This is a genomic window from Nonomuraea angiospora, assembly GCF_014873145.1.
GTDB classification, from domain to species: Bacteria; Actinomycetota; Actinomycetes; order Streptosporangiales; family Streptosporangiaceae; genus Nonomuraea; species Nonomuraea angiospora.
Map to the genome: position 1 here is coordinate 2,592,806 of NZ_JADBEK010000001.1, position 22,030 is coordinate 2,614,835.

Genomic DNA, 22,030 nt, shown 5'->3' on the forward strand with positions numbered 1-22,030 from the left:
GCCATGAAGTCCCACACCGTACCCCCCAGACCTGTGCAACTCGCGTACGCCCTGCCGCACCCAAGGGACGGAGGCTGAAGCCAGGTCACCGTGTCGACGACACACCAACAACCGGAACGGAGGACGACCGTGTGCGGTATCGCGGGATGGATCTCTTACCAGCGCGATCTGCGTGCCGAGCAGGCGACCGTGGACGCGATGACGCAGACCATGGCCTGTCGCGGCCCGGACGAGAGCGGCACCTGGATCCGGGGCCACGCCGCGCTCGGCCATCGACGGCTGGCCGTCATCGACCTGCCCGGCGGCCGGCAGCCCATGAGCGTTCAGGACGCGGGCACGACGGTGGTCATGGTCTACTCCGGCGAGGTCTACAACTTCACGCAGCTGCGCCAGCAGCTCATCCACCGGGGCCACCGCTTCACCACCGACTCCGACACCGAGGTGGTGCTGCACGGCTACCTGGAGTGGGGCCAAGCCGTCGCCGAGCGGCTGAACGGCATGTACGCCTTCGCCATCTGGGACGCCCGCCGGCACGAGCTCGTCATGATCCGTGACCGCATGGGTATCAAGCCCTTCTACTACTCCCCCACCGCCGACGGGGTACTGTTCGGTTCCGAGCCCAAGGCGATCCTCGCCAACCCCCTCGCCTCGCGCACCGTGACGCTGGACGGGCTGCGGGAGACGTTCGCGTTCGTCAAGACCCCCGGCCACGCCATCTGGCAGGGCATGCGCGAGGTCGAGCCGGGCACGGTCGTCACCGTCAGCCCCGAGGGCATCCGCACCCGCGTCTATTGGTCGCTGCAGACCCGGCCGCATCACGACGACCAGGCCGGCACTGTCGCGCAGGTGCGCGAGCTGCTGGAGGACATCATCCGCCGCCAACTCGTCGCGGACGTGCCACGCTGCACCCTGCTGTCCGGCGGCCTGGACTCCTCGGCCATGACCGCCCTGGCCGCCCGCCAGCTCGCCGCGGCCGGGAAGAGGATCCGCAGCTTCGCCGTCGACTTCGTCGGCCAGAGCGAGAACTTCATCCCCGACGACCTGCGCGCGACCCCGGACGGCCCCTACGTCCACGACGTGGCCGACGACTCCGCGACCGAGCATCAAGACATCGTGCTCGGCTCCGACCAGCTGGCCGACCCCGAGGTACGGGCCCGCGTGATCCGGGCCAGGGACCTCCCCCTCGCCATGGGCGACATGGACGCCTCTCTGTATCTGCTGTTCAGAGCCATCCGGCAGCACTCGACCGTGGCCCTGTCGGGAGAGTCAGCCGACGAGGTGTTCGGCGGCTACCAGCAGTTCTTCGACCCCGCGGCCCGATCCGCCGACACCTTCCCCTGGCTGGTGCACTTCCGGCGGCACTTCGGGAGCGACGACGACGTCCTGAACACAGACCTCACCAAGGCCCTCGACCTCGGCACCTACATCCACGACAGCTACCGCCAGGCAGTGGCCGGGATCCAGCGACTCGACGGCGAAAGCGACTTCGAGTATCGGATGCGGCAGATCAGTCACCTTCATCTCACCCGCTTCGTCCGCGTCCTGCTGGACCGCAAGGACCGCATGAGCATGGCGGTCGGCCTGGAAGTCCGCGTACCGTTCTGCGACCACAGGCTGGTGGAGTACGTCTACAACGCGCCCTGGCGGCTGAAGTCGTTCGACGGCCGGGAGAAGAGCCTGCTGCGCGAGGCCACCGCCGATGTGCTGCCCCAGTCGGTGTACGCCAGAGTCAAGAGCCCCTACCCCTCCACCCAGGACCCCGCCTACGCCGTAGCGCTGCAGAACCAGGTCAAGGACCTTCTGAACACCCCGTCACACCCGGTGTTCGAGGTGGTCAGCCACGAACGGCTCGCCCGCGCCGCCGGCACCGACGTGCCCCGGATCAACCAGGCGTCCCGGCAGGGCCTGGAGGTGGCACTCAACCTCGCCCTCTGGATCGACCTGTACTCCCCGGACCTGGTGCTCAGCTGACCTCGGCCCACGACCGGTCCGCTCGTGCTTCGGCGCACGACAGAGGTCGCCGTGCGGGTGGCACGGCGGGCGGGTCCGCGGCGTGTCTGGTGCCGAAACTCGCTACGCCCGCGCCTCCACCGTCCGCCGGTCCCAGTGGACAGGGCGGGGGTAGAGGTAACCACGCTCAGTGGGTGCCTGGTCCAGGCGCCACTGACGCTGGCGGCCGTTCGCTGCACTGGTGCTACACCCACACCGGACTGATCCGCATCGCCCGGCACGGCATCCGCGTCAACGCGGTCGCGCCCCGTCGTGCGCACCCCGATCTACGAGGTGTTCATCCCCAAGGCGGACGTCGACGGCGGTGTCATGGCCGGACGCAACTGGCCGCCACGACGCGTCGGCCACCGGGCATCCTGCCGTGCCACCGCGCCCGGCCTTGCACGCACGGCAGGAGCCCGGTGGCCGGGTCAGCTCAATCGACGGCGATCAAACCCCGCTGGTAGGCGCGGACGAGGCGCCGGGGCACGAGCAGGTGCCGCCCGTTCACGTTGATCGGGACAAGGTCGGGCGCGGTCGCCTTCCATTGGCTGCGGCGGTGCCGGGTGTTGCTGCGGGAGGTCCTGCGCTTGGGCACGGCCACGGCTACCAGCTCGCCTTCGTGATACCCGGCAGCTCACCGCGGTGGGCCATCTCCCGGAAACGCACCCGGGACAGGCCGAACTTGGTGAGGTGCCCGCGAGGACGGCCGTCGACGGCGTCGCGGTTGCGGACGCGGGTGGCGCTGGCGTCGCGTGGCTGGCGGGCCAGTGCCCGTACCGCTTCCGCCTGCTCCTGCGGTGTGCCGGTGCGGATGATCTCCTTCAGTTCGGCCCGCCGCGCGGCGTGCCGCTGGACCACGGCCTTGCGCCGCTCGTTCGCGGCGATCTTGCTCTTCTTGGCCATCAGACCTTCTCTCCTCTTGCACGGATCTGGGCGACGGCCCTGTCGATGCCGATCCTGTCGATGGTCTTGATCGCGCGGGCGCTGAGCGTCAACCGGACGTGGCGGCCCTCACTCTCGAGCCAGTAACGGCGCCGCTGGATGTTGGGGTCCCAGCGCCGCCGGGTGCGCCGGTGGGAGTGCGAGATGTTGTTACCGAAGGCCGGCTTGACCCCGGTGAGCTGGCAGTGCGCGGACATCAGGCCCTCCCGTAACGCTGGTTGAACCGCTCGACGCGACCGGCGGTGTCCAGGACGCGGCTGCGCCCGGTGTAGAAGGGATGACTGGCCGACGACACGTCGACGTCCACCACGGGGTAGGTGTTGCCGTCGGTCCACTCGATCGTCTTGTCGCTCGTGATCGTGGAGCGCGTGAGGAACGCGAAGTCCGCGCCGGGATCGCGGAAGACGACAGGGCGGTAGCCGGGGTGGATGCCCTTCTTCATCGTTCCTCCCTGAAGGGCACGTGCCGGCGGATGGTGGGGTCGTACTTGCGAAGGGCGAGCCTGTCGGGGGTGTTCCGGCGGTTCTTCCTGGTCACGTACGTGTAGCCGGTGCCCGCCGTCGACCTGAGCTTGATCACGGGACGCACCTCATTTCTAGCCAAAACGGTTCCTTTCCACTTGCTGCAGTGTGCCATGATAACGAAAACGGTTTTCGTTTCAGCAACTGGAGGCTCCGTGCCCACCCCGGTCGTCCTCGTCGCGGGCCTGCACGCCGCGGCTCGCACCGCCACCGTCGAACAACTCCTCGCCGAACATCCCGGCTCCCTCGCCGTCCACCACGATCTGCGTCAGGTCACCCACGGGCGCGTCCGCCGCGGCATTCGGGACAGGACGGGCGTGCTCGACACGGCCGAGGTCCATCTCGCGCACGGCTGCGTCACCTGCACCGTGCGCGAGGACCTGTTGCCCCAGCTCGTTGCGCTGGCGCCCGGCGCGACCCTGCTGATCGTGGACCTGTGGGACTCGGTGGAGCCCCGCTCGGTGGCCGAAGCGATCGACTGCGACGAGGCCCGGGAGACCGTGCGGCTCGCCGCCGTACTCACCGCACTGGACGCCGCGGCCCTGCCCGATGACATCACCCGCGGCGAACGCCTCAGCGAGGTCGGCAGACCCGCGGCCGCCGGTGACCAGCGTTACCTGGCCGAGGTGCTGGCCCGGCAGCTCGAATACCCGACCGCCCTGGTGCTGCACGGCGGCGACGCGGACGACCGGGAGCTGTCCCGTACGGTGCTCGCCCACCTCGCCCCCCTCACTCCGGTCCACACCGTCGCGGCCCTGCCACCGGTCACCGGCACCCACGTGTGCGCCGGCGAGCTGGCAGAACGCGTCGACCCCGCCACCTCCCAGCTGCCCGCCGACACTCAGACCGACGAGATCGTCACCACCGTCTGGCGCAGCCGCCGCCCGCTGCACCCGGCCCGCCTGTTCGAGGCCGTCGACGAGCTGGTGACCGAGTCGGTACGCTCGCGCGGCCGCTTCTGGCTCGCCAACCACCCAGGCGAGCTGCTGGCCTGGGACGCCGTGGCCGGCATCGTCTCCGTCGAGGCCGCGGGCCCCTGGCTGGCCGCGCTGCCCGAGGCCGCCTGGGACCTGGTCTCCCCGGCCCGCCGCCTGGCCGCCGACCTCGACTGGCATCCCGAGCGCGGCGACCGCGTCCAGCACCTGGTCTTCACCGGGCCTGACCTCGACCCCGGTCGCTTCCGGGCCCTGCTCGATTCCTGCCTCCTCACACAGGAGGAGGAACAAGAGGGCCCGGATGCCTGGGTCCGCTACGACGACCCGTTCGCCCCCATCCTCGCCATCAAGGAGAACGCATGAAGACTCGCCGCACCCCGCGCAAGAAGCCCAACCCGCTTCTGCACGTCGACCGCATCGACTACAAGGACACCGCGCTGCTGCGCAAGTTCGTCTCCGACCGGGGCAAGATCCGCAGCCGCCGGGTCACCGGCGTCACCGTGCAGCAGCAGCGCCTGATCGCCAGGGCCATCAAGAACGCCCGCGAGATGGCCCTGCTCCCCTACTCCTCACGCCCCAGCGCATGAACAAACCCGTTTCCGTCGCGCTGGTCGGGGGCCTGTACGGCAGTGCCCGGGCCGTCGCGGTCGATCGGCTGCCGCACCGCCATCCGGGAGCCGTCGCGATCCACCACGCCATCGCCGCGGGCCGAGTCGAGCGCGTGGTCCGCGACACCTCCGGCGTCTTGGACCACGCCGAGGTGCCGGCAAACCCCCATGGCCGCGTCACCCAAGATCTTCTCTCCCAGCTCGTCCGGCAGGCCGCGGTGGCCGGCGATCAACGCCACCCCCCAAGGTGCTTGCCCGCCAGATCGAGTACGCCACCAGCCTGTCCCTGCACGGCGGCGACGCTGAGGACACCGACCTGTCGGCCGCCGTGCTCGGCCATCTGGCACCGCACACGCCGATCGTCACCGTCCCCGACGTCACCGGTCCCATGCTGGACGTCCACGAACTCGCCCAACGCGTCGCCCCCGCCACCGCCCAGCTCCCGGCCAACAGGCAGACCGGCGAGGTCACCACGGTCGTCTGGCACCGTCTGCGCCCGCTCCACCCCGGCCGCCTGGGATCTGATCTCGCCGATCCGCCGGGCCGTCGCCGCCCTGGACTGGAACCCGATCATCGGCGACCGCGTCCAGCACCTGGTCTTCACCGGGCCCGGCATCGACCGCGACCGCATCTGCGGCCTGCTCGACTCCTGCCTCATCGGCCAGGGCGACAGCCTGCCGGGTGCCGTCGCGTGGGCCCGTTACGACGATCCGTTCACCCCCGTACTGAATCTGAAGGAGCGCGCGTGAAGCCTCACCACGTACAGCAACAGCGGCAACTCGCCACCGAGATGGACCAGTACGAACGCTCCGCCGAGTTCGTGGACGTGATGCTCGCCCCGGTCTGGACGGCACTGGACCCGGTGCTGGCCGAGGCGCTGCGCGGAGCCTCCGGACCGGTCGTGGACGTCGGGGCCGGCGGCGGACACGGCACCCAGGTGATCGCACGGGCCATGCCCCAGACGGAGATCTTCGCCGTGGAGCCGTCGCCAGGCCTGCGCGCGGTCCTGCTCGCCAGGGTCAACGAGGACCCGGACCTGCGCGACCGCGTGACCGTGCTGCCCAGCGACCTGCTCCGCGCCGCGCTCCCGCCCCGTCTGGGCACGCTGGTCGCGATGAACGTCATCGGCCACTTCGACCCCACCGAGCGCCGCACGATCTGGCAACTGCTGGCCGAACGCCTGCTGCCCGGTGGTCGGGCCGTGCTCAACCTCCAGCCCCCGGCCGAACCCATCGCCGTGCCGCACACCCGCTTCTCCGAGCTGCGCATCGGGCGGCGCCGGTACGAGGGCTGGGGCCGCGCTGAACCCGCCGGGCCCGAGCAGGTCACCTGGCACATGACCTACCGCGTCTTCCAGGACGAGGAACCGGCCGAGGAAGTGGAGGTCGAGTACGCCTGGTGGGTCCTCGGCCATGACGGGCTCAAGGCTGAACTGGCCGAACACGGCCTGCACGTCCGCCCCACCGGCCCAGCCGACCTCGGGCTGCGGCGCATCAGCAGATCGCCCGAGTGAGAAGTCGCGCGGGGGCAACGCCAACGGCGATGGAGGAGACATGGCCGATATGGCGCGGTGGGGACCGGTGCCGGCGGCGGCTGGCATCCGGGTGACCAACCAGCGGCTGCTCGTGCTCGATGTCCTGGCGGCCCATCGGCTGTGCGGCCCCGCCAGGCACCACCATCTCGTCTGCCGCGTCTGCGGGATGGTGGCGGAACGGCAGGTCTAACGCTGCGAGATCAACCCTTACTCTGCTGCCGCGTATCAGTATGAGCTCGCGCCGGAGCCAAGGAGAGCGATGACGCAGCCGAGCACGGCAGATCTGCCAGGCCAGGAGAGCCACGCCCCTACGAAGAACTCCGCTGGGATCCAGCTGCCATGGGCGTTCATCGCTCTGGTGGCCTTGCTGGCGGTGGGCCGGTTCGTGCTGGCGCCGCACCTGACGGCTCCGGCGTTGCAGACGTGGGCGACGGTGTTCGTGGCGGTGTGCGTGCAGGCGCTGCCGTTCCTGGTGTTCGGGGTGGCCCTGTCGGCGGCCATCACCGCGTTCGTGCCCGCGTCGTTCTGGACCAGGGCGCTGCCACGTCCCGTCTATGCGGCGGTGCCCGTCGCCGGGGTGGCCGGGGCGGTGCTGCCCGGCTGCGAGTGCGCGTCCGTGCCGGTGGCCTTCCTCAACAACCCTTCGATGGTGGTCGCGCGGTTCGCCGCCTCGCTGGCGGTGGCCGTGCTGGCCGGGTGGATCTGGGCGCGGTTCGGGCGGGGCGAGTGGCTGCCGGCGCCTCGCCGCACGGCTGGCCCTGCTCGCGGTGCTGCTGTCGATCTGCTCGGAGGCGGACGCGTTCGTGGCGGCCTCACTCACGGCGTTCTCCCCGACGGCCAAGCTGGCGTTCCTGGTGGTCGGGCCCATGGTGGACCTGAAGCTCATCGCGCTCCAGGCGGGCACCTTCGGACGGGCCTTCACCTGGCGTTTCGTGCCGCTCACGCTTGCCCTGGCGATCGGCGTCAGCTTCGTCGCGGGATGGGCGCTGCTGTGAGCCGCCAGACGCAGGGGGCGCTCCTGATGATCCTCGGCGCCGTGCTGCTGACCATCTCCGCGTTCTCCACGACGTACGTCAACTACGTCAAGCCCGGCTTCCGGCCGCTGCTCGTGGGGGCCGGTGCGGTGCTGGTGGGTCTGGGCCTGCTTTCTGTCGTTCAGGGCTGGCTGGGCAGGCCCGGCGCCCACGGCCACGGTCCGCGGGTGGCGTGGTTGCTGGCCGCGCCCGTGTTCGCGATCGTGATGATCGCACCTCCCGCACTCGGCTCGTACGCTGCCCAGCAGGCCCCACCCCCAGCTCCGCCGGCCCTCGTGGACGCGCAGCCCGTCAGACCGCTCAAGAGCGACCGGGTGAACGTACTGAGCCTGGCCGAATTCGCCGACCGGGCCTGGTACGAGCCGATCAGATCGCTCGCCGGCAAGACCGTCCGCCTGACCGGGTTCGTCTTGCCGTCTCCTACCAAGGCCGAGTGGTACATCGCTCGCATGCGGATCAGCTGCTGCGCCGCCGACGCCCTGACCATGAAGGTCATCATCAGAGGAGCCCCCGCTCCGGCCACGGACACGTGGGTACGAGTCACCGGCACCTGGATCCCCCGAGAGGGCCGGCCATCGGACACGTACGTACCGGCGATGACCGCCTCCGACGTCCACCCGATATCCCCACCCGTGGAGCCGTACGAATAGCGCCCCTCGATCTGCCATCACAGAATGAATACGGTTATCGTTTACACCTGAATACGGGCCTCTGGATCGGAGATCGGGATGCGAAAACGAGCCGCGATCATGCTGGCGACGCTCTTGGGAATGCTCCTCGCGGGGTGCGGCGGCCAGGAACCGCCAGGCGGGAACGACCGGCAGCTGACCCTTGCCGCCCCGCGCGACCTCGTCGCCGGTCCCGCGGATCCGTACTACACGCACCAGACGTTACGGGTGTGGGAGCCCCTGGTGACCGTGGACGACAAGCTGCGGCCCGTTCCCGCGCTGGCCACCGGCTGGGACAGCGCGGACCGGGGGCGGCGCTGGACGTTCACGCTGCGCGACGGCGTACGGTTCAGCGACGGGACACCGCTGACCGCCGAGTCGGTGGTCGCCAACATCAAGCGGTTCCTACGGATCGCGCCACGCCAGTCGGCGTTCTTCAGCCTGGACGCCGGTATGGAGGCGGCCTACGGCAAGCTCGGCGAGGTCCGGGCCGAGGGCGGCAAGGTGACGTTCGTCCTGGACCGGCCGCTGGCCGACCTGCCGAGCAGGCTGGCGGGTTTCTACAGCATGATCCAGTCGCCCAAGGCGTTCACGCCCTCGGGCGACTTCGCCGGCAAGCCGGTGGGGACGGGGCCGTACACGCTGGTGAACTGGGTCAAGGGCCAGCGGGCCGAGCTTGCCGTCAACCCGCACTACTACGGCACCGCCCCCGCCTACAGGAAGATCGTGGTCAGGGTGATCCCGGACGCCAACGCGCGGGTCGCGGCGCTGCGTGCCGGGGAGGTGGACGGGCTGATCGACAAGGGCGCGCTGCTGCCCGGGCAGGTCGCGGCGGTCGCCGGCGGCTTCCGGGTCGTCCGCAGCCCCTCGGTGCTGACGCACTACCTGACCTTCAACGCCTCGCGGAAGCCGTTCTCCGATCCCCGCCTGCGCGAGGCGGCCGACCTGGCGATCGATCGGCAGGCCATCGCCGGCAAACTCCTCGCCGGCACCGCCCGCGCGGGCGCCGGGTTCCTGTCACCGGTCTTCGGCGACCTCGCCGAGCCAGGATCGACCGTGAGGTACGACCCCGGCAAGGCACGTGAGCTGGTCACCACCGCAGGTGCGCCGACCGCGCCCGTCTCCATCCTCATCTCCTCGGCCGAGACCGGACAGTTCCCCTACACCGACATCGCCGAGGTGCTGCGCGCGGCCTTGGAACAGGCGGGACTACCCGCGAAGGTGACCGTGGCCGAGGCCACCAAGTCCGTGATGGAGGCCGGAGACTACGACCTCTTCCTCAGCGCCTACAGCGTGCCCAACGGCGACGCCGACTACCTGTTCCGCCGGTTCCTGCGCTCCGACGCCTCCTGGAACGTCGAGCGCAAGCTCGGCTACCGCAACCCCGACTTCGACGACCTGATCGACCAGGCCACCGAGCAGACCGACCCGGCCCGGCGGCGTGACCTCTACCACCGGGTCCAGCGGCTGCTCGCCACCGACCGCCCGATGATCCCGCTCGCGTACCAGGACAATCCCATCGTGACGACGAGCAAAGTCGGCGGGGTGGCCCAGAGCGTGGCGTACGTGGTCGACCTCGGCAAGCTGGCCCCCCTGAGGTGACGGCCACCGTCCTGCGGCGCGCCGCCGAGCTCCTGCTCGTGCTGCTGGGCCTGTCGGTGCTGGTCTTCCTGCTCACCTCGCTCGCGCCGGGCGATCCGGCCGAGGAGATCCTGCGGCGCGGCGGCATCCAGCCGACCGCGCGCAGCGTGGCGGCGCTGCGCGCCGAACTCGGTCTCGACCAGCCGCTGTTCACCCAATATCTGCGGTGGCTGCTCGCCCTGCTGCGTGGCGACTTCGGACATTCCTACACCGACCGCTCCCCCGTCGCCGCCGAGATCTTCTCGCGAGTTCCGGCGACACTGCGGCTGGCGGGAGCGGCGGCGGTGGTCGCGGTCGCACTCGCCGTGCTCGCCTCCGTCAGGGCCGCCTTCAGGCCGGGGGCGCTCGACAGCCGCGCCATCGCGCTCCTGACGGTGGCGATCGCCGGCGTCCCGCCCTACATCGTGGGGATCCTGCTGATCAGCGTCGTCGCGGTCGGCCTGCGCGCGCTGCCCACGGGCGGCGCGGACAGCCCCGGCGCCGTAGTGCTCCCCGCCCTCACCCTCGGCCTGGCGGGCGCCGCGACGCTGCTGCGGCTGCTCCGGGCCGACCTGGCCCAGGCCTTACGGCTGCCGTTCGTCAAACTCGCCGCCGCCAAGGGGCTGCGCCCCCGGCGCGCGATCATGGTGCACGCTCTCCGCGTGGCAGCGCCGAACGCCATCACGGCAGCCAGCACGGTGCTCGCGGAGCTGCTGGCCGGCGCGGTGGTGGTGGAGACGCTGTTCTCGTGGCCGGGCGTGGGGCAGCTCGCGGTGTCGGCGATCAGGCAGCGGGACCTGCCCGTCGTGCAGGCGTACGTGCTGGTCACCGCAGTCACGACCGTACTGGTCCTGGCCCTGGTCGAGCTCTGCCTGGCGGCCGCCGACCCGCGGGTGCGCCGCCGATGACCGGCCGCGCCGGCACCGCGCTGCTCGCCCTGGTCGTACTGTTCTGCCTGCTCGCCCCCATGCTGTCCGGGTACGACCCGAACCTGCCCGACCTGGAGGACGCCCTCCTGCCGCCGAGCGCCGAACACTGGCTCGGCACCGACCAGCTCGGCCGCGACCTCCTCACCAGGACCGCCGCGGCCGGCCGCATCTCCCTGCTGTTCGCGCTGGCCATCACGACGATCACCACGGTCCTCGGCACGCTGTTCGGCACCGCGGCGGGGCTCCCCGGCGGCCTGCCTGACCGGCTGCTGCGGCCGGCCGCCACCACGGCGCTCGCCCTGCCCGGTCTCACACTGGCGCTCGCGCTGGCCGGCGTGCTGCCGCCCGGGTACGTCACCGTCCTGGCCGCCCTCGTACCGCTCGGCTGGGTCAACTGCGGTCTCGTCGCGCACACGGCGACCCGGCGGGTGGCCTCCTCCGACTACGTCCTGGCCGCGCGGGCCATCGGCGCCACCCCGTTCTACCTGCTCCGGCGTACCATCGGACCGCACATCGCCGGGCCCGTCCTGACCGTCGCCACCGCGGACTTCGCCAGGACGCTGATCGCCGTCACCTCGCTGAGCTTCCTCGGCATCGGGCTGCCGCCACCGGAGACCGACTGGGGCGGCATGGTGAGCGAGGCCACGCCCCTGCTGGCCGCCACGCCACGCCTGGCGATCGTGCCCGCCCTCGCCCTCGCCGTCACGGGGCTGGCCGTCGCGCTCGTCGCGGACGCCCGCCGCGAGCCGGGTCAGAGTCCCGATTGAGGAACCTTCGGCCGCTGCCGGATCAACTGGGACGATGCTGCAGGACGAGGCGCAGCGTTTTCAGCGACACGGGAGCTGGGAGCGAATCTGGAATCGCGTCGCAGGCACTAGCGGACACGGCCAGGCGCATCGCCTGGGCCATGAGTGCCGATTCACCATCGCTGGTGCGCATCAGCACGCTGCCCAGCCATCGCAATGATTCTTGCGTTTTCCGCCACATCTCTGGCATCCCACGCGTGAAAATGATTATCGTTGCATATCTGGCCTGTAACGAAGGGATGCACACGAAATGTTCGATGTCGTCGTGGTGGGTGCGGGACCGGCGGGGCTGAACGCCGCATTGGTGTCGGGGCGGCAGCGGCGGCGCGTGCTGCTGCTGGACAGCGGCGCACCGCGCAACGCCCCCGCGCAGGAGACGCACATGCTGCTGTCCCGCGACGGTCTCTCACCCACAGCACTCAGGGAGGCGGGGCAGGCGGATCTGCGGGCCTACCCCACGGTCGAGACCCGATCCGCCGAGGTCGTCGACGCGTCGGCCATCGCCTCGGGCTTCGAGCTGACCCTGGCCGACGGCGGGCGGGAGCGGGCGCGCAAACTCGTCCTCGCCACCGGTCAGACCGACGTCCTCGCCGACGTTCCCGGCCTGGCCGAGCGGTTCGGCCGCAGCGTGTTCCACTGCCCCTTCTGCCACGGTTACGAGGCGAGGGAGCAGCCGATCGCCGTTCTGGGCTCCGACTTCCCGAGCGTCATGCTCGCCCTGTACGTCGCCGACCGCTTCAGCGGCGACGTCGTACTGTGCGGCAACGGCGAGGCACCGCCGGACGAGCACCGCGAGCGCCTGGAGAAGGCCGGAGTGGCGGTGCGGGAGGAACGGGTCACGGAGGTACGCGGCGAGTTCGGCGCTCTTGAGCTGCGCCTGGAAGGCGGGCGGCCGCTCGCCCGCGGCGCGGTGTTCCACCGGACACGCATCAGGCAGCACTCCGACCTGGCCGAGCGCCTCGGCTGTGAGTTGCTGCCGGACGGGTGCGTGCGGGTCGACGAATTCCAGCAGACCTCCGTACGCGGGGTGTACGCCGCGGGTGACATGGCCCGGCTGGAGGCACTGCCGGACGCGATGACCTTCGTGGTCATGGGGGCAGCAGACGGCGCCAGAGCCGCCATATGGGTGGACCAGGAGCTGTTCCGGGAGGACGCCGGGCTGCCCGCCCCGAACGCGAGCTGAACGATGGCACGGCCCGGCGGCACGCGGCCGCCGGGCCGTCAGGTCAGCGCTTCGTGCGGATGGCCGCGGCCAGGCCGGCGACGGTGGGCGCAGTGAGGAAGGCCCGGGGTGTGACGTGCGGGAGTCCTGAGCGGGCCAGGCGGGTGAGCATCCGGATGGCGATGAGTGAGTCCCCACCGAGCGCGAAGAACTCCGCCGCCCGGTCGACTGGATGGTGCTCCGGCAGGTCGAGGAGCTCGCGCCAGCAGTCGGCCACCGCCTGTTCCAGCTCGTCGCGCGGCGGGCCGCCGTCCTGCCCGGCGGTCACACGGGGTTGGGCACCGAGCCGGAGGCCGCCGTCCGGGTCCACTGCCCCCGGTAGGTCACAGCTGCTCTCCCAGCCCTCCGGCGTTTCCAGGGATCGCAGGAGCGCGGTGAACGTGGCGAACAGCCGCTCCACGTCGGCGGCGTGGAAGAGCTCCTCCACCAGCGACAGCACGATCACCAGCTCGCCCCTGGCCTCGTACAGGCGCCCCTCCATGGCCACCTGCGGGGTGCGCAGCTCCTGCCGGTGGTCCGCCAGGTCGATGCGGCCCAGCGGTCCGGCCTCCTCCGGAATCGAGCTGCCCATGGCCGCGTCGACCCCCAGCGTGCTCTGGAAGACGACGGGCGCGACCGGCCGGGTCGTACCCCGTCGGCGGGCGAGCTCTCGGGACACCTCGACGCCTGAGACGAGGTTGTGCGCGAGCGCCTCGCCGGTGAGCGTCTGAAGATTGCGGGCGAGGTCGGCGAACGAGGCCTGCTCCGGCAGTTCGACCGGCAGCAGCACGGTGGAGGAGAACGCGCCCACCATTCGGTGCACGTCGGGGTGCAGCGGGAGCCGGTTGAGCTGGAGGCTGTTGAGCAGGAAGCGCCGGTGCCCCGCGGCACGCGCGAGCGCGACGGCGTAGGCGGCCAGGGCCGCGGCGGACGGCGTCACCTCGTGTGCGCGGCACAGCTCCTGGACGCGGGCCCAGCGCTCGGGAGCCAGCCGCGCTTCGAGGCTGCGCATCACGTCGGCCCGTACGGCGTCCGGCTCGGCCGCGAGCGGCAGCGCGGGCGGCTGGGGGAAGGCGTCGAGCCGCTGCCACCACCAGTCGCGGTCGGCCTGCCACTGCGGTGTCTCCGGCAGCCGTTGGACGGCGGTGACGTAGTCGCCGAAGTCGATGTCCAGCGGCGCGAGCACGGTGTTCCAGTCGGCGGCGAACGCGAAGAGGTCGCGGTAGAAGACGCCGGACGACCATCCGTCCACCAGGAGCAGGCTCATGGAGGAGTGCAGCCTGCCGCGCCCGTCCGGCAGGAGGCTGAGGCGCAGGTCGATGCCTGGTCCGATGGCCGGGTCAGGGCCGTGCGCGCGCATGCCGGCGCGGAGCCCGGCCAGTTGCCGGGCGGCCTCCTCGGGGTCGAGTGCGCGCCAGTCGTGGACGGTCAGGGACGGGATCGCGCCGGACGCGTCCAGGTCGAGGATGCGCTGGCTGCCGTCGGGCAGAATGCGTGCCCGCAGCGCGGGCTGGTGTGCGGCGAGCCGGTGCAGAGCGTCGCTCAGAGCCTCGGCGGCCTCGTCGCCGTCCACGCCGGTCAGGCCGAGGTCCGCGTAGTGGTGCGCGGACTCGTACGACAGCTCCCAGCCGTCCTGCTGGCCGACGAAGTAGCCCTGCTGGAGCGGCAGCAGGGGGAACGGCGCGAGCGGGTCGTCCCGGCGGGCCACCTTGAGGTCGGGCACGTCGGCACCGCGTACAGAGCCGCGCTCGCGGACGACGGCGGCGAGGTCGGCGAGCGTGTGCTGCACCGGGAGGTCGGACATCGCCAGCACCACCCCCAGCCGCCTGCGGACGAGGGCGGCGGTGCGGACGGCGAGCACGGAGTCGCCGCCCAGGGAGAGAAAGCTGTCACCCGGAGAGATGCCGCTCTCGGGGAGGTCGAGGATGTCCGCCCAGATCCGGCGCAGCGTGGGTTCGAGGTCTAGGGTCACGGGCGGTGGCTCCGATCTGTGATGAGGGCGTCGACGGTGTGGATCTCGCGAGGGACGAGGTGCGGCGGCAGCGCCTCGGCCGCCTTGGACAGCAGCGGAGCGGGGGGCGAGTGGCGGTCGCCGCGTACGGCGGTGAAGACGTACTGTCCGGCCGCGGCGAGCGGGTCGCCGGGAGCGGGCTCGACGCGCGCGTCCCGGTACCCGGCCGCCGCGAGCTGCCGGATCCATTCGGTACGGCCCAGGAACACGCGGTCCTGGTCCTGCCGGACGTCGGCGAAGCCGGGCAGGAGCGCATCGGCCCGCGGGGACATGAGGAAGTGCATCGAGGCCGACACCAGGTGGTGTTCGACGCACGACTCGATCAGCACGAGCGTGCCGCCGGGTGCCAGCAGCTCGCGGATCGCGGCCAGAGTGCGGCCGGCGTGGCGGGCGTTGTGCAGGACGTTCGCCGCCAGGACGACGTCGAACGGCTGCTCGTCCAGCGCCATCGGGACGTTGACGTCCAGGAGGGCGTAGCGCAGTCCCGGCCGGTGCGCGAAGCGTTCGCGCGCGGCGTCCAGGAAGAACGCGGAGACGTCGGTGAACAGGTAGTCCACCTCGCCCACGGCGGCGAGGACCGCGTCAGTGGTGGCGCCCACCCCCGCGCCGATCTCCAGCACCCTGGCGGGGGCGCGTGCCGCCACGGCCTCGGCCGCCGCCCTGTTGAGGTGGCGGCTGATCAGGTTGTCGCGGTAGTTGCCCCGGGCGGTGGTCATGCCTCCGCCGGCGAAGAGCAGGGACTGCAGACTGATCTCGTCACGCACGAGCCGCGGCAGGCTGCGCAGCGCAGTCTGGAAGAAGCGGCCCATCTCGGCCGGGTATCCGAGCTTCTGGCGGGCGGCGTCGAGGTCCCGCATGGCGCGGGTCAGCTCCTGGCGGGACGGGGGCACCGGCAGGTTCTCGGAGGCGAGCGCGGCCAGCCAGCGGCGGACGATCCACCGATGGCGGGGGGCGGCTCCGAGCGCGTCCGCGCTGTCGCTCAACGACCCCATGGTGTGCACGGTGTGGGCGATGGCCAGCACGGCCGCCCGTTCCATGGCCGCCAGGCAGCCTGGCACGACCTGCGTCTCACCATTGCCGAGCCGTGCCGGTGGCAAGGCGGCGACCGTGGGTTCCGGCAGCGGGCGGCCGTCGGAGACCAAGGCTGACACGGCCGCCCTGGGGCCGTCGGCGATGAGGAGGACCTCCGCCTCGCCCACGCCGGGCAGGGCTTCGAGAGTGCAGCGGACCAGCCGGAGATCCTCGTACGAGGGCAGATCAACGGACATCGCCGGGCGCCTCCTCCACGCCTATGACAGGAAGCGGCGTGCCGGGAAGGGCCGCACGCAGGTGGTCGTACAGCACCTCGGGCAGCCGCCGGGCCACGAAGGCGGTCATGGGCTCGTGCGCGAGCCGGCCGGGTTCGACGCCCTCGGCCAGGGCGGCGACGCTCTCGGCCGTGAACCGCCCGGCCGACGCAGGACGGGCCACGGCCAGCCGGGCCGGATCGACGAGATCGAGCAGGACCGATCCTTCAATGCGCAGGGCGTGGGGGGTGCTCGCGCCCGGGGAGTCGTCCAGGAGCGCGTTGGGGAGGCCGTCGCGCAGCCCCGAGCCGGGCCAGCCGGGAGCCTGCTCTGCGTCGGCGTGCAGGACGAGGTCGTAGCGGTAACGGGTGAGCTCGGTGTCGTCGGCCATGGTGCGGGCGTGGGCCGACACTGCGACGGGCCGGCCCGCCTCCAGGCCGATGCGCGCGATCGTGCGCGGGTCGAGCAGCATCTCCTCCTCCTGCGCGGCCCGTCGCGCTGCCCGCCGCTCAATCTCGGCTGAGTCCGCTTCGGGGTCCTTGACGCGTTCGACCCAGCGGCAGTAGTGGCCGAGGAGCCCGGCGTGCCGGATGTCGCCGACGATCACCGTGCCGCCGGGGGCGACCAGGTCGAGGGCGTCGAGCAGCACGGCCCGCAGGTAGCCGAGGTGGGGGAAGCACTGGGTGACGGAGTTCAGCAGGACGCAGTCGGGCCGGGCCTGTGGCCCCATGGTGCCGGCCAGCGCCCTCGTCACCTGTTCTGAACGGGCCTCGTGAGCTGCGGCGCGGACGACCGCGACCCTTGATGTGGTCACCGGGCCGAGCCGCTCGACGGCGGCGGCGGAGACATCGGTGCCGACATATGCGGTCAGGTGCTCGCGCAGCGCGTGCAGCAGAAGCCCGCTGCCGCAGCCGAGTTCGAGCACGCGTGAGGGGCGGCAGCTCAGCACCAGGTCGACGGTGCACCGGAGCCAGTCGGCCATGTGCTCCTCGGGCAGCGGCCGGCCGGTGTCGGAGGCGCGCCAGCCGGAGAAGTCGGGCTCGCCGGGCTTGGGAGAGCCTTCGTACACCCAGTCGTAGACGTCTCCCCAATGCTCCAGGAACTCGCGCAGCAGCGCTCCCGGGCGGGGGCGCGCTTCGAGCGTCTCGGGACGCGGGCGCACCAGGATGCCCTGGGGGCCGCGGCGTGCCGTGGCCACCCATGGGTGGTCGCGCAGCAGGTCAAGGATGGCTTCGTCGGTCAAGGCCGGTCCTCCGTCTGGATGGTGTTCATGGATGCGCGTTCACGTCCTGCTCGTGCAGGGCTCCGGCGCTCAGGCGCAGGACCCGGTCGGCGCGGGCCGCCACGTCCGGGTCGTGCGTGGCCAGGAGCACGGCGAGGCCGTCGGCGCGGAGCCGGTCGAGGAGATCGAGCAGCCGCGTCGCGGTGGCCGCGTCCAGGGCCGAGGTGATCTCGTCGGCGAGCAGGACGGCGGCGCCCGGGGCCACCGCGCGAGCCACGGCGACGCGCTGTCGCTGGCCGCCGGAGAGCCTTCCCGGGCGGCGGGCGCCGTGCTCGGCGTCCACGCCGAGGTCTGCCAGGAGGCGGAGGGCCTGCGCCCGTGCGGGGGCGCGCCCCAGGCCCGCGAGCGTGCGCAGCGGGCGGGCGACCGCCGTCACGGCCCGGTGGGCGGGATTGAGCTCGTCGCGGGGGTTCTGGCCGATGAACTGGATACGGCGCAGCTGGGCGCGGCTGCGTTCGCTCGCCAGGTGCGGAAGGGGTTGCGAGACGTCGGCCGCCGACAGGATCAGGGTCCCTGCGGCGGGCGCGTGCAGCCCGGCGAGGGCGCGCAGCAGGGTGCTCTTGCCGCTGCCGGACGGTCCGAGCAACGCGACGAGCTCTCCGGCGTGCACAGCCAGGTCTGCGGCGAGGAGCGGGGGCCCGCCCACCGGGTGGTCCAGGACGAGCCCGCGTACGGTCAGCACCGCGGGCGTGCCCGTCCGCCGGGATGCGATCGCCGGACTGCGCGGCGGGGCGACGGCGGCGATCTCCGTGACCTCGTCGGCGAGGTCCTCCACGAGCCTCCGGTCGTGGGAGACCAGCACTGTGACCCGCGACGGGTCAGCGCGCCGCCGGCGCACGGCCTCGGCGGCGAGCCGGGCGCAGTCCGGGTCCAGGCCGCTGGTGGGTTCGTCCAGCACCAGCAGGGGCGGGTCTCCGGCGAGGGCGCGGGCCAGCGCGGCCCGCTGGGCCTGCCCGCCGGAGAGCCGGCCCGGCGTCCTCGCGTGCAGGGCGGGATCGAGGCCGAGGCGTTCGAGCAGCGCGGCGGCCTGGGCGCGTACGGCGGTTCCCGTGGCGCCACGGTCGGCGAGGGCCTCGGTGACCTGGTCGAGCACCGGCTGCCAGGGATCGAGCGTGGAGGCGGGGTCCTGGGCCAGCCAGCCGACCTGGGTGAGACGCCATCGTCGGCCGGCCCGTCCGTTGGGCACCGGGCGGCCGCGCCAGCGCACCGCACCGGCCGCGAGCCGCAACCCGGGCGGCAGGCAGCCGAGCAGGGCCCTGAGCAGGGTGGTCTTCCCGCTGCCCGAGGGGCCCGTCAGTGCGAGGACGCGGCCGGGTGCGGCATGCGTACCGAGACCGTCGAGGACGACGCGGCCCGAAGGGCCGGTGACGCGGATCCTCTCGGCGCGCAGGCCCTCGTGTGCTGTCACCAGGAGTCCCCCGTTCCGAAGGCGTGGCGGAGCCCCGCGTGCGCGGCGGCGGCGACGGCCAGGGAGAGCAGGGCCAGCAGCAGCGCGGGACCTGCGAGGGCCGCGGGGTTGAGCGCGGCGCCCGCCAGGTTCTCGCGGAGCATCGCGGCCCAGTCCCCCGTGGCAGGCGCGTCGGTGAGGCCGAGCACGGCGAGCGCGGAGGCCAGCTGCAGCGCGGTGACGAAGCGCAGCCCGAGGTCGGCGGCCAGCACTCCGGCCACGGCCGGAAGTACCTCGCGCAGCAGCACCGCGAGAGTGCGCTCGCCCCGCAGCCGCGCCGCCCGGACGTATCCGCGTTCCCGTACGCCCGCGGTCGCGTCCCTGACGACGCCCAGCGTCAGCGGCGCTCCCGCCACGACAGTGGCGACCACGACGGCCGCGTTCCCGGGCAGGGACACGGCCAGCACCAACGCGGGTAGCAGCACCGGCACGGCGAGCAGCAGGTCGGCACCCGCCGCGAGCACGCGGGACCCGCCCCACCCGGCCGCAAGCCCGCCGAGCGTGCCGACGAGGGCGGCGGCCGCCGCCGCCACGAGCGAGAGGACCAGGAGGTGCCGCCCTCCCGTCAGAAGCCGCGAGAGCACGTCCCTCCCGAGCACGTCGCCTCCCAGAAGATGGCCGGCGGAGCTCGCCTGCCAAGGCGCGGTCACGGGTGCGGCCGGATCGTAGGGAGCGAGGGCCGGCCCCAGCAGGGTGACTGCGATGAGAAGGGCCACGAGCGCGAGGGAGATCCTGCTCACGACGGCCGCCGCACCGGGACCAGGTCGGCGAGCAGCAGCACCGCCAGGACGGCCGCGGCCGAGCCGAGCCCCAGGAGTTGCACCACGGGCGTGTCCCGGACTGCCACCGAGCTGACCAGCAGCTCGCCCGCCCCCGCGTACCCGAAGACCGTCTCGACCAGGGCGCTGCCCGCGGTGATCCCGCCGACCACGACGGCCAGCACCCGCAGCGCGGGCGCGGCGAGGACGGGCAGGACCTGACGGCGCAGGATGCGGCCGTTCGGCACGCCACGGATGAGGGCATCGGTCACGTACGGCCTGCGCAGGGCGTCGGCCACGACACCGGCGAGCAGCGCGACGCCGAACGCGGCCGAGGGCAGGACCAGCGTCAGGACGGGAAGGACCAGGATCGACGGATCCGGCGAACCGCCGCCCGGAGGCAGCAGGGACACCGGCGGCACCCATCCCAGGATCCCGCTGAGCAGCGCCGCGAGCGCTGCCGCCACGACCACCTGGGGCACCGCGGTGAGCGCCGTCGCCAGGCCGCCGCCGGCGTCTCCCGGACGCCGCAGCGCTCGGCGGCCGGCGAGCACGCAGCCCAGCACGACGAGCAGGGCGGTCAGCGCGAAGGCCGACCCGGCCAGCACCGCGGTGGCGGGCAGCCGCCCGCCGACCAGGTCCACGACGGGGCGGCCGGTCAGCAGGGACCGGCCCGCGTCGCCGTGAAGCAGCGCCCAGGCCCAGCTCGCCCAACGCTCCCAGCCAGGCCGGTCGAGCCCGCGCTCGGCGCGCAGTTCGGCGAGCTGCGCCGCCGAGGCCCGGCCGGCGCCCACGGCGTCGGCGGCATCTCCCGGCAGCAGCTCGGTGGCGGCGAACACCGCGGCCGAGACCGCGACCAGCAGGACGACCGCCCGGAAAGGCGCCAAGACGGCGCGGGACAGCCCTGTCGTCACGGAGAGACGCACCGGCTCAGCCCGCGTCGCCGAGCCGGACGCCATCGAGGAGGAAGCGCTGGAACCCCGGCCCCGTGGGGAGGCCGTGAACGGCGGGCGAGGTCAGGTCCAGTCCCTCGCCGAGGCCCCACACGACGTAGCCGCCGTCCTCCCACAGTTCCTTCTGCAGCGCCCCGAGGCGGCCGTTGCGGTCGGCGTCGTCGCGAACGGCGAGCGCCTCGGTGAACGCCTTGTCCCACGCGGGCCGCTTCCAGGCGGTCTCGTTCGTCGGGGACGTCGACAGGAGCGCGACCCTGGCCACGTCGGTGAAGGGGATACCGCCGAAGTAGCCGGTGTAGAAGTCGGCCTTGCTCCACACGTTCGTGAAATAGGTGTCCGGCGGCTCGTTGCGGACGGTGGCGGTGACGCCGATGTCAGCGAGTTGGCGGGCGTACAGGGTGGCGGCGGCGTCCATGCCCGGGTAGGACGTGGTGGTGCGCAAGGTGACCTCGAGCCCGTTCCCGTGTCCGGCGGCGGCCAGGAGCTCCTTGGCCCGGGCCACATCACGGGGCCGCTGCGCCAGGTCCTTGGGGTAGGAGGCGTCGTACGGGGTCGGCAGGTCGTTGGCGACCTTCCCGTACCCGAGGAAGACGGTGTCGACCAGGGCCTGGCGGTCGGCGGCCAGCTTGAACGCCGCGCGTACGCGGGGGTCGTCGAAGGGTTTGCGGTCCAGGCGCATCACGAACGGGTACTCGGTCACGGGCGTGCGGCGCACCACCCGGACGCCCGGGCCGGCGGCCTTCGCGGCGGCGGGGCTCACGCTGCCCGCCACGTCTGCCTGGCCGGAGGTGACCGCGGCGGCCCTGGCCTGCGGGTCGGCCACGGCTCGGATCTCGACGCCGTCCAGGCTCGGGCGGGGGCCCCACCATTTGGGGTTGCGCTTCAGCACGGCGGTCTGCGCGCCCCCACCCTCCATCTGGTACGGACCTGAGCCCGGCACGGGTTTGCCGAAGTCCTCGCTGCCGTCGGGGACGACGAACGTGACCGATTCCAGCGCCTCCGGCGCGAGGGCATTCGGCGTCCTGCTGACCAGGACGACGGTGTGGTCGTCGGGCGCGGTGGAGGCCTGGGTGTCGAACGACGCGAGCCTGCCGTAGTTCTCGGCCGCCTTGCGCTCGATGCGTCGCAGGGAGTAGAGGACGTCGGCGGCCCGTACGGGGCGGCCGTCGGAGAACGTGGCCTCCGGGCGCAGCCGGAACGTCCACCGGGTGAGCGTCCGGTCCGGCTCCCACGAGGCGGCCAGGCGGGGTTCGGCCGTGCCGTCGTCCCCGGGCACGGTCAGGACGTCGTAGAGCAGGGAGAAGCGCAGCGCGTCCGACTCGTTGGCCAGCCCGCCGTGCGGGTCGTTGCTCGCGGCGGCGGGGCTGCCCGCGGCCACGTACCGCAGAGTGCTGGTGCTGCCCGAGGTGGGCGGCGGCGGGGCCGAGCAACCGGCGACGAGCACCGCCGAAGCGATCAGCAGGGCAGGTCGTCGCTGCTTGAAGGTCATGGATTCCTCTTCCG

24 protein-coding genes and 1 pseudogene are annotated in these 22,030 nt (G+C 72.5%); 11 read left to right on the forward strand and 14 right to left on the reverse strand.

What is annotated here, in order from left to right; all coding sequences use genetic code 11:
- Positions 1 to 129 precede the first annotated feature (129 nt).
- A complete protein-coding gene (gene asnB / locus H4W80_RS11885) occupies positions 130 to 1,971 on the forward strand; it encodes an asparagine synthase (glutamine-hydrolyzing) (protein ID WP_192785148.1) in 1,842 nt (613 codons plus the stop codon).
- Between the two features lie 454 nt (positions 1,972 to 2,425).
- Here asnB and rpmF read toward each other — a convergent pair whose 3' ends face one another.
- From rpmF to rpmG, 5 genes are read right to left on the reverse strand one after another with little or no spacing between them, the layout of a single operon-like run.
- Complete coding sequence (gene rpmF, locus H4W80_RS11890) at positions 2,426 to 2,593, reverse strand: 50S ribosomal protein L32 (protein ID WP_192785149.1); 168 nt, start codon at positions 2,591 to 2,593, stop codon at positions 2,426 to 2,428.
- Positions 2,594 to 2,595: 2 nt separating this feature from the next.
- On the reverse strand, positions 2,596 to 2,895 hold the full coding sequence (gene rpsN / locus H4W80_RS11895) for a 30S ribosomal protein S14 (protein WP_192785150.1): 300 nt from the start codon (positions 2,893 to 2,895) through the stop codon (positions 2,596 to 2,598).
- The gene (gene rpmB / locus H4W80_RS11900; protein ID WP_192785151.1) at positions 2,895 to 3,131 is read right to left on the reverse strand and encodes a 50S ribosomal protein L28; all 237 of its coding nucleotides are present in this window, start codon (positions 3,129 to 3,131) and stop codon (positions 2,895 to 2,897) included. Before rpmB ends, rpsN begins: the two co-directional genes overlap by 1 nt.
- The gene (locus H4W80_RS11905; protein WP_192785152.1) at positions 3,131 to 3,376 is read right to left on the reverse strand and encodes a type B 50S ribosomal protein L31; all 246 of its coding nucleotides are present in this window, start codon (positions 3,374 to 3,376) and stop codon (positions 3,131 to 3,133) included. Before H4W80_RS11905 ends, rpmB begins: the two co-directional genes overlap by 1 nt.
- Complete coding sequence (gene rpmG, locus H4W80_RS11910; RefSeq protein WP_192785153.1) at positions 3,373 to 3,537, reverse strand: 50S ribosomal protein L33; 165 nt, start codon at positions 3,535 to 3,537, stop codon at positions 3,373 to 3,375. Before rpmG ends, H4W80_RS11905 begins: the two co-directional genes overlap by 4 nt.
- Positions 3,538 to 3,610: 73 nt before the next feature.
- Here rpmG and H4W80_RS11915 point away from each other — a divergent pair, with 73 nt between their 5' ends.
- Together H4W80_RS11915 and rpsR are read left to right on the forward strand one after the other, a co-directional pair.
- Entirely contained in the window at positions 3,611 to 4,753 is a 1,143-nt protein-coding gene (locus tag H4W80_RS11915) for a CobW family GTP-binding protein (RefSeq protein WP_318786820.1), read from the forward strand.
- The gene (rpsR, locus tag H4W80_RS11920) at positions 4,750 to 4,977 is read left to right on the forward strand and encodes a 30S ribosomal protein S18 (RefSeq protein ID WP_192785155.1); all 228 of its coding nucleotides are present in this window, start codon (positions 4,750 to 4,752) and stop codon (positions 4,975 to 4,977) included. Before H4W80_RS11915 ends, rpsR begins: the two co-directional genes overlap by 4 nt.
- Here rpsR and H4W80_RS11925 read toward each other — a convergent pair.
- Positions 4,953 to 5,237, reverse strand: coding sequence for a hypothetical protein (locus H4W80_RS11925; protein WP_192785156.1), 285 nt, complete (start codon positions 5,235 to 5,237; stop codon positions 4,953 to 4,955). The two genes, rpsR and H4W80_RS11925, sit on opposite strands and share 25 nt — an antisense overlap.
- Positions 5,228 to 5,629, reverse strand: a complete 402-nt coding sequence (locus H4W80_RS11930; protein WP_192785157.1) for a hypothetical protein — start codon at positions 5,627 to 5,629, stop codon at positions 5,228 to 5,230. Before H4W80_RS11930 ends, H4W80_RS11925 begins: the two co-directional genes overlap by 10 nt.
- Before the next feature lie 114 nt (positions 5,630 to 5,743).
- On the opposite strand from H4W80_RS11930, the gene H4W80_RS11935 reads away from it, so the two are divergent.
- The 8 genes and pseudogenes from H4W80_RS11935 to H4W80_RS11975 all read left to right on the forward strand — a co-directional run bounded on the left by H4W80_RS11935 (position 5,744) and on the right by H4W80_RS11975 (position 12,772).
- Positions 5,744 to 6,511 (forward strand): class I SAM-dependent methyltransferase, encoded by a 768-nt coding sequence (locus H4W80_RS11935; protein WP_318786821.1) that lies wholly within the window; start codon positions 5,744 to 5,746, stop codon positions 6,509 to 6,511.
- Positions 6,512 to 6,551: 40 nt separating this feature from the next.
- Entirely contained in the window at positions 6,552 to 6,722 is a 171-nt protein-coding gene (locus H4W80_RS11940; protein ID WP_192785158.1) for a helix-turn-helix domain-containing protein, read from the forward strand.
- A 69-nt stretch (positions 6,723 to 6,791) separates the two neighbouring features.
- A pseudogene (locus tag H4W80_RS60585) lies at positions 6,792 to 7,527 on the forward strand (permease).
- Positions 7,512 to 8,216, forward strand: a complete 705-nt coding sequence (locus H4W80_RS11955) for a TIGR03943 family putative permease subunit (RefSeq protein WP_192793432.1) — start codon at positions 7,512 to 7,514, stop codon at positions 8,214 to 8,216. The pseudogene H4W80_RS60585 and the gene H4W80_RS11955 overlap by 16 nt, the downstream one beginning before the upstream one ends.
- 78 nt (positions 8,217 to 8,294) lie before the next feature.
- Complete coding sequence (locus tag H4W80_RS11960) at positions 8,295 to 9,836, forward strand: ABC transporter substrate-binding protein (RefSeq protein WP_192785159.1); 1,542 nt, start codon at positions 8,295 to 8,297, stop codon at positions 9,834 to 9,836.
- A complete protein-coding gene (locus tag H4W80_RS11965) occupies positions 9,833 to 10,762 on the forward strand; it encodes an ABC transporter permease (RefSeq protein ID WP_192785160.1) in 930 nt (309 codons plus the stop codon). The genes H4W80_RS11960 and H4W80_RS11965 overlap by 4 nt, the downstream gene beginning before the upstream one ends.
- The gene (locus H4W80_RS11970; protein WP_192785161.1) at positions 10,759 to 11,550 is read left to right on the forward strand and encodes an ABC transporter permease; all 792 of its coding nucleotides are present in this window, start codon (positions 10,759 to 10,761) and stop codon (positions 11,548 to 11,550) included. Before H4W80_RS11965 ends, H4W80_RS11970 begins: the two co-directional genes overlap by 4 nt.
- A 289-nt stretch (positions 11,551 to 11,839) precedes the next feature.
- On the forward strand, positions 11,840 to 12,772 hold the full coding sequence (locus tag H4W80_RS11975) for an NAD(P)/FAD-dependent oxidoreductase (RefSeq protein ID WP_192785162.1): 933 nt from the start codon (positions 11,840 to 11,842) through the stop codon (positions 12,770 to 12,772).
- Positions 12,773 to 12,815: 43 nt separating this feature from the next.
- Here H4W80_RS11975 and H4W80_RS11980 read toward each other — a convergent pair whose 3' ends face one another.
- The 7 genes from H4W80_RS11980 to H4W80_RS12010 are packed head-to-tail and all read right to left on the reverse strand — an operon-like array spanning position 12,816 to position 22,016.
- Positions 12,816 to 14,762 (reverse strand): condensation domain-containing protein, encoded by a 1,947-nt coding sequence (locus H4W80_RS11980; RefSeq protein WP_192785163.1) that lies wholly within the window; start codon positions 14,760 to 14,762, stop codon positions 12,816 to 12,818.
- Positions 14,759 to 16,069, reverse strand: a complete 1,311-nt coding sequence (locus H4W80_RS11985; protein WP_192785164.1) for a class I SAM-dependent methyltransferase — start codon at positions 16,067 to 16,069, stop codon at positions 14,759 to 14,761. Before H4W80_RS11985 ends, H4W80_RS11980 begins: the two co-directional genes overlap by 4 nt.
- Positions 16,059 to 17,330: a class I SAM-dependent methyltransferase gene (locus H4W80_RS11990; RefSeq protein ID WP_192785165.1), complete on the reverse strand. Its 1,272-nt coding sequence runs from the start codon at positions 17,328 to 17,330 to the stop codon at positions 16,059 to 16,061. The genes H4W80_RS11985 and H4W80_RS11990 overlap by 11 nt, the downstream gene beginning before the upstream one ends.
- Before the next feature lie 25 nt (positions 17,331 to 17,355).
- A complete protein-coding gene (locus tag H4W80_RS11995; protein WP_192785166.1) occupies positions 17,356 to 18,777 on the reverse strand; it encodes an ABC transporter ATP-binding protein in 1,422 nt (473 codons plus the stop codon).
- Positions 18,774 to 19,556: an ABC transporter permease subunit gene (locus H4W80_RS12000; RefSeq protein WP_192785167.1), complete on the reverse strand. Its 783-nt coding sequence runs from the start codon at positions 19,554 to 19,556 to the stop codon at positions 18,774 to 18,776. The genes H4W80_RS11995 and H4W80_RS12000 overlap by 4 nt, the downstream gene beginning before the upstream one ends.
- Positions 19,553 to 20,488: an ABC transporter permease gene (locus H4W80_RS12005; RefSeq protein ID WP_318786822.1), complete on the reverse strand. Its 936-nt coding sequence runs from the start codon at positions 20,486 to 20,488 to the stop codon at positions 19,553 to 19,555. Before H4W80_RS12005 ends, H4W80_RS12000 begins: the two co-directional genes overlap by 4 nt.
- 16 nt (positions 20,489 to 20,504) lie before the next feature.
- Positions 20,505 to 22,016: an ABC transporter substrate-binding protein gene (locus tag H4W80_RS12010; protein WP_192785169.1), complete on the reverse strand. Its 1,512-nt coding sequence runs from the start codon at positions 22,014 to 22,016 to the stop codon at positions 20,505 to 20,507.
- Positions 22,017 to 22,030: the final 14 nt, after the last annotated feature.

Coding starts and splice junctions, on each gene's coding strand:
- rpsN (WP_192785150.1), bottom strand. CDS start 2,895: ATGGCCAAGAAGAGCAAGATCGCCGCGAACGAGCGGCGCAAGGCCGTG.
- rpmB (WP_192785151.1), bottom strand. CDS start 3,131: ATGTCCGCGCACTGCCAGCTCACCGGGGTCAAGCCGGCCTTCGGTAAC.
- H4W80_RS11905 (WP_192785152.1), bottom strand. CDS start 3,376: ATGAAGAAGGGCATCCACCCCGGCTACCGCCCTGTCGTCTTCCGCGAT.
- rpsR (WP_192785155.1), top strand. CDS start 4,750: ATGAAGACTCGCCGCACCCCGCGCAAGAAGCCCAACCCGCTTCTGCAC.
- H4W80_RS11930 (WP_192785157.1), bottom strand. CDS start 5,629: ATGCGGTCGCGGTCGATGCCGGGCCCGGTGAAGACCAGGTGCTGGACG.
- H4W80_RS11940 (WP_192785158.1), top strand. CDS start 6,552: ATGGCCGATATGGCGCGGTGGGGACCGGTGCCGGCGGCGGCTGGCATC.
- H4W80_RS11955 (WP_192793432.1), top strand. CDS start 7,512: ATGGGCGCTGCTGTGAGCCGCCAGACGCAGGGGGCGCTCCTGATGATC.
- H4W80_RS11960 (WP_192785159.1), top strand. CDS start 8,295: ATGCGAAAACGAGCCGCGATCATGCTGGCGACGCTCTTGGGAATGCTC.
- H4W80_RS11970 (WP_192785161.1), top strand. CDS start 10,759: ATGACCGGCCGCGCCGGCACCGCGCTGCTCGCCCTGGTCGTACTGTTC.
- H4W80_RS11975 (WP_192785162.1), top strand. CDS start 11,840: ATGTTCGATGTCGTCGTGGTGGGTGCGGGACCGGCGGGGCTGAACGCC.
- H4W80_RS11985 (WP_192785164.1), bottom strand. CDS start 16,069: ATGTCCGTTGATCTGCCCTCGTACGAGGATCTCCGGCTGGTCCGCTGC.
- H4W80_RS12010 (WP_192785169.1), bottom strand. CDS start 22,016: ATGACCTTCAAGCAGCGACGACCTGCCCTGCTGATCGCTTCGGCGGTG.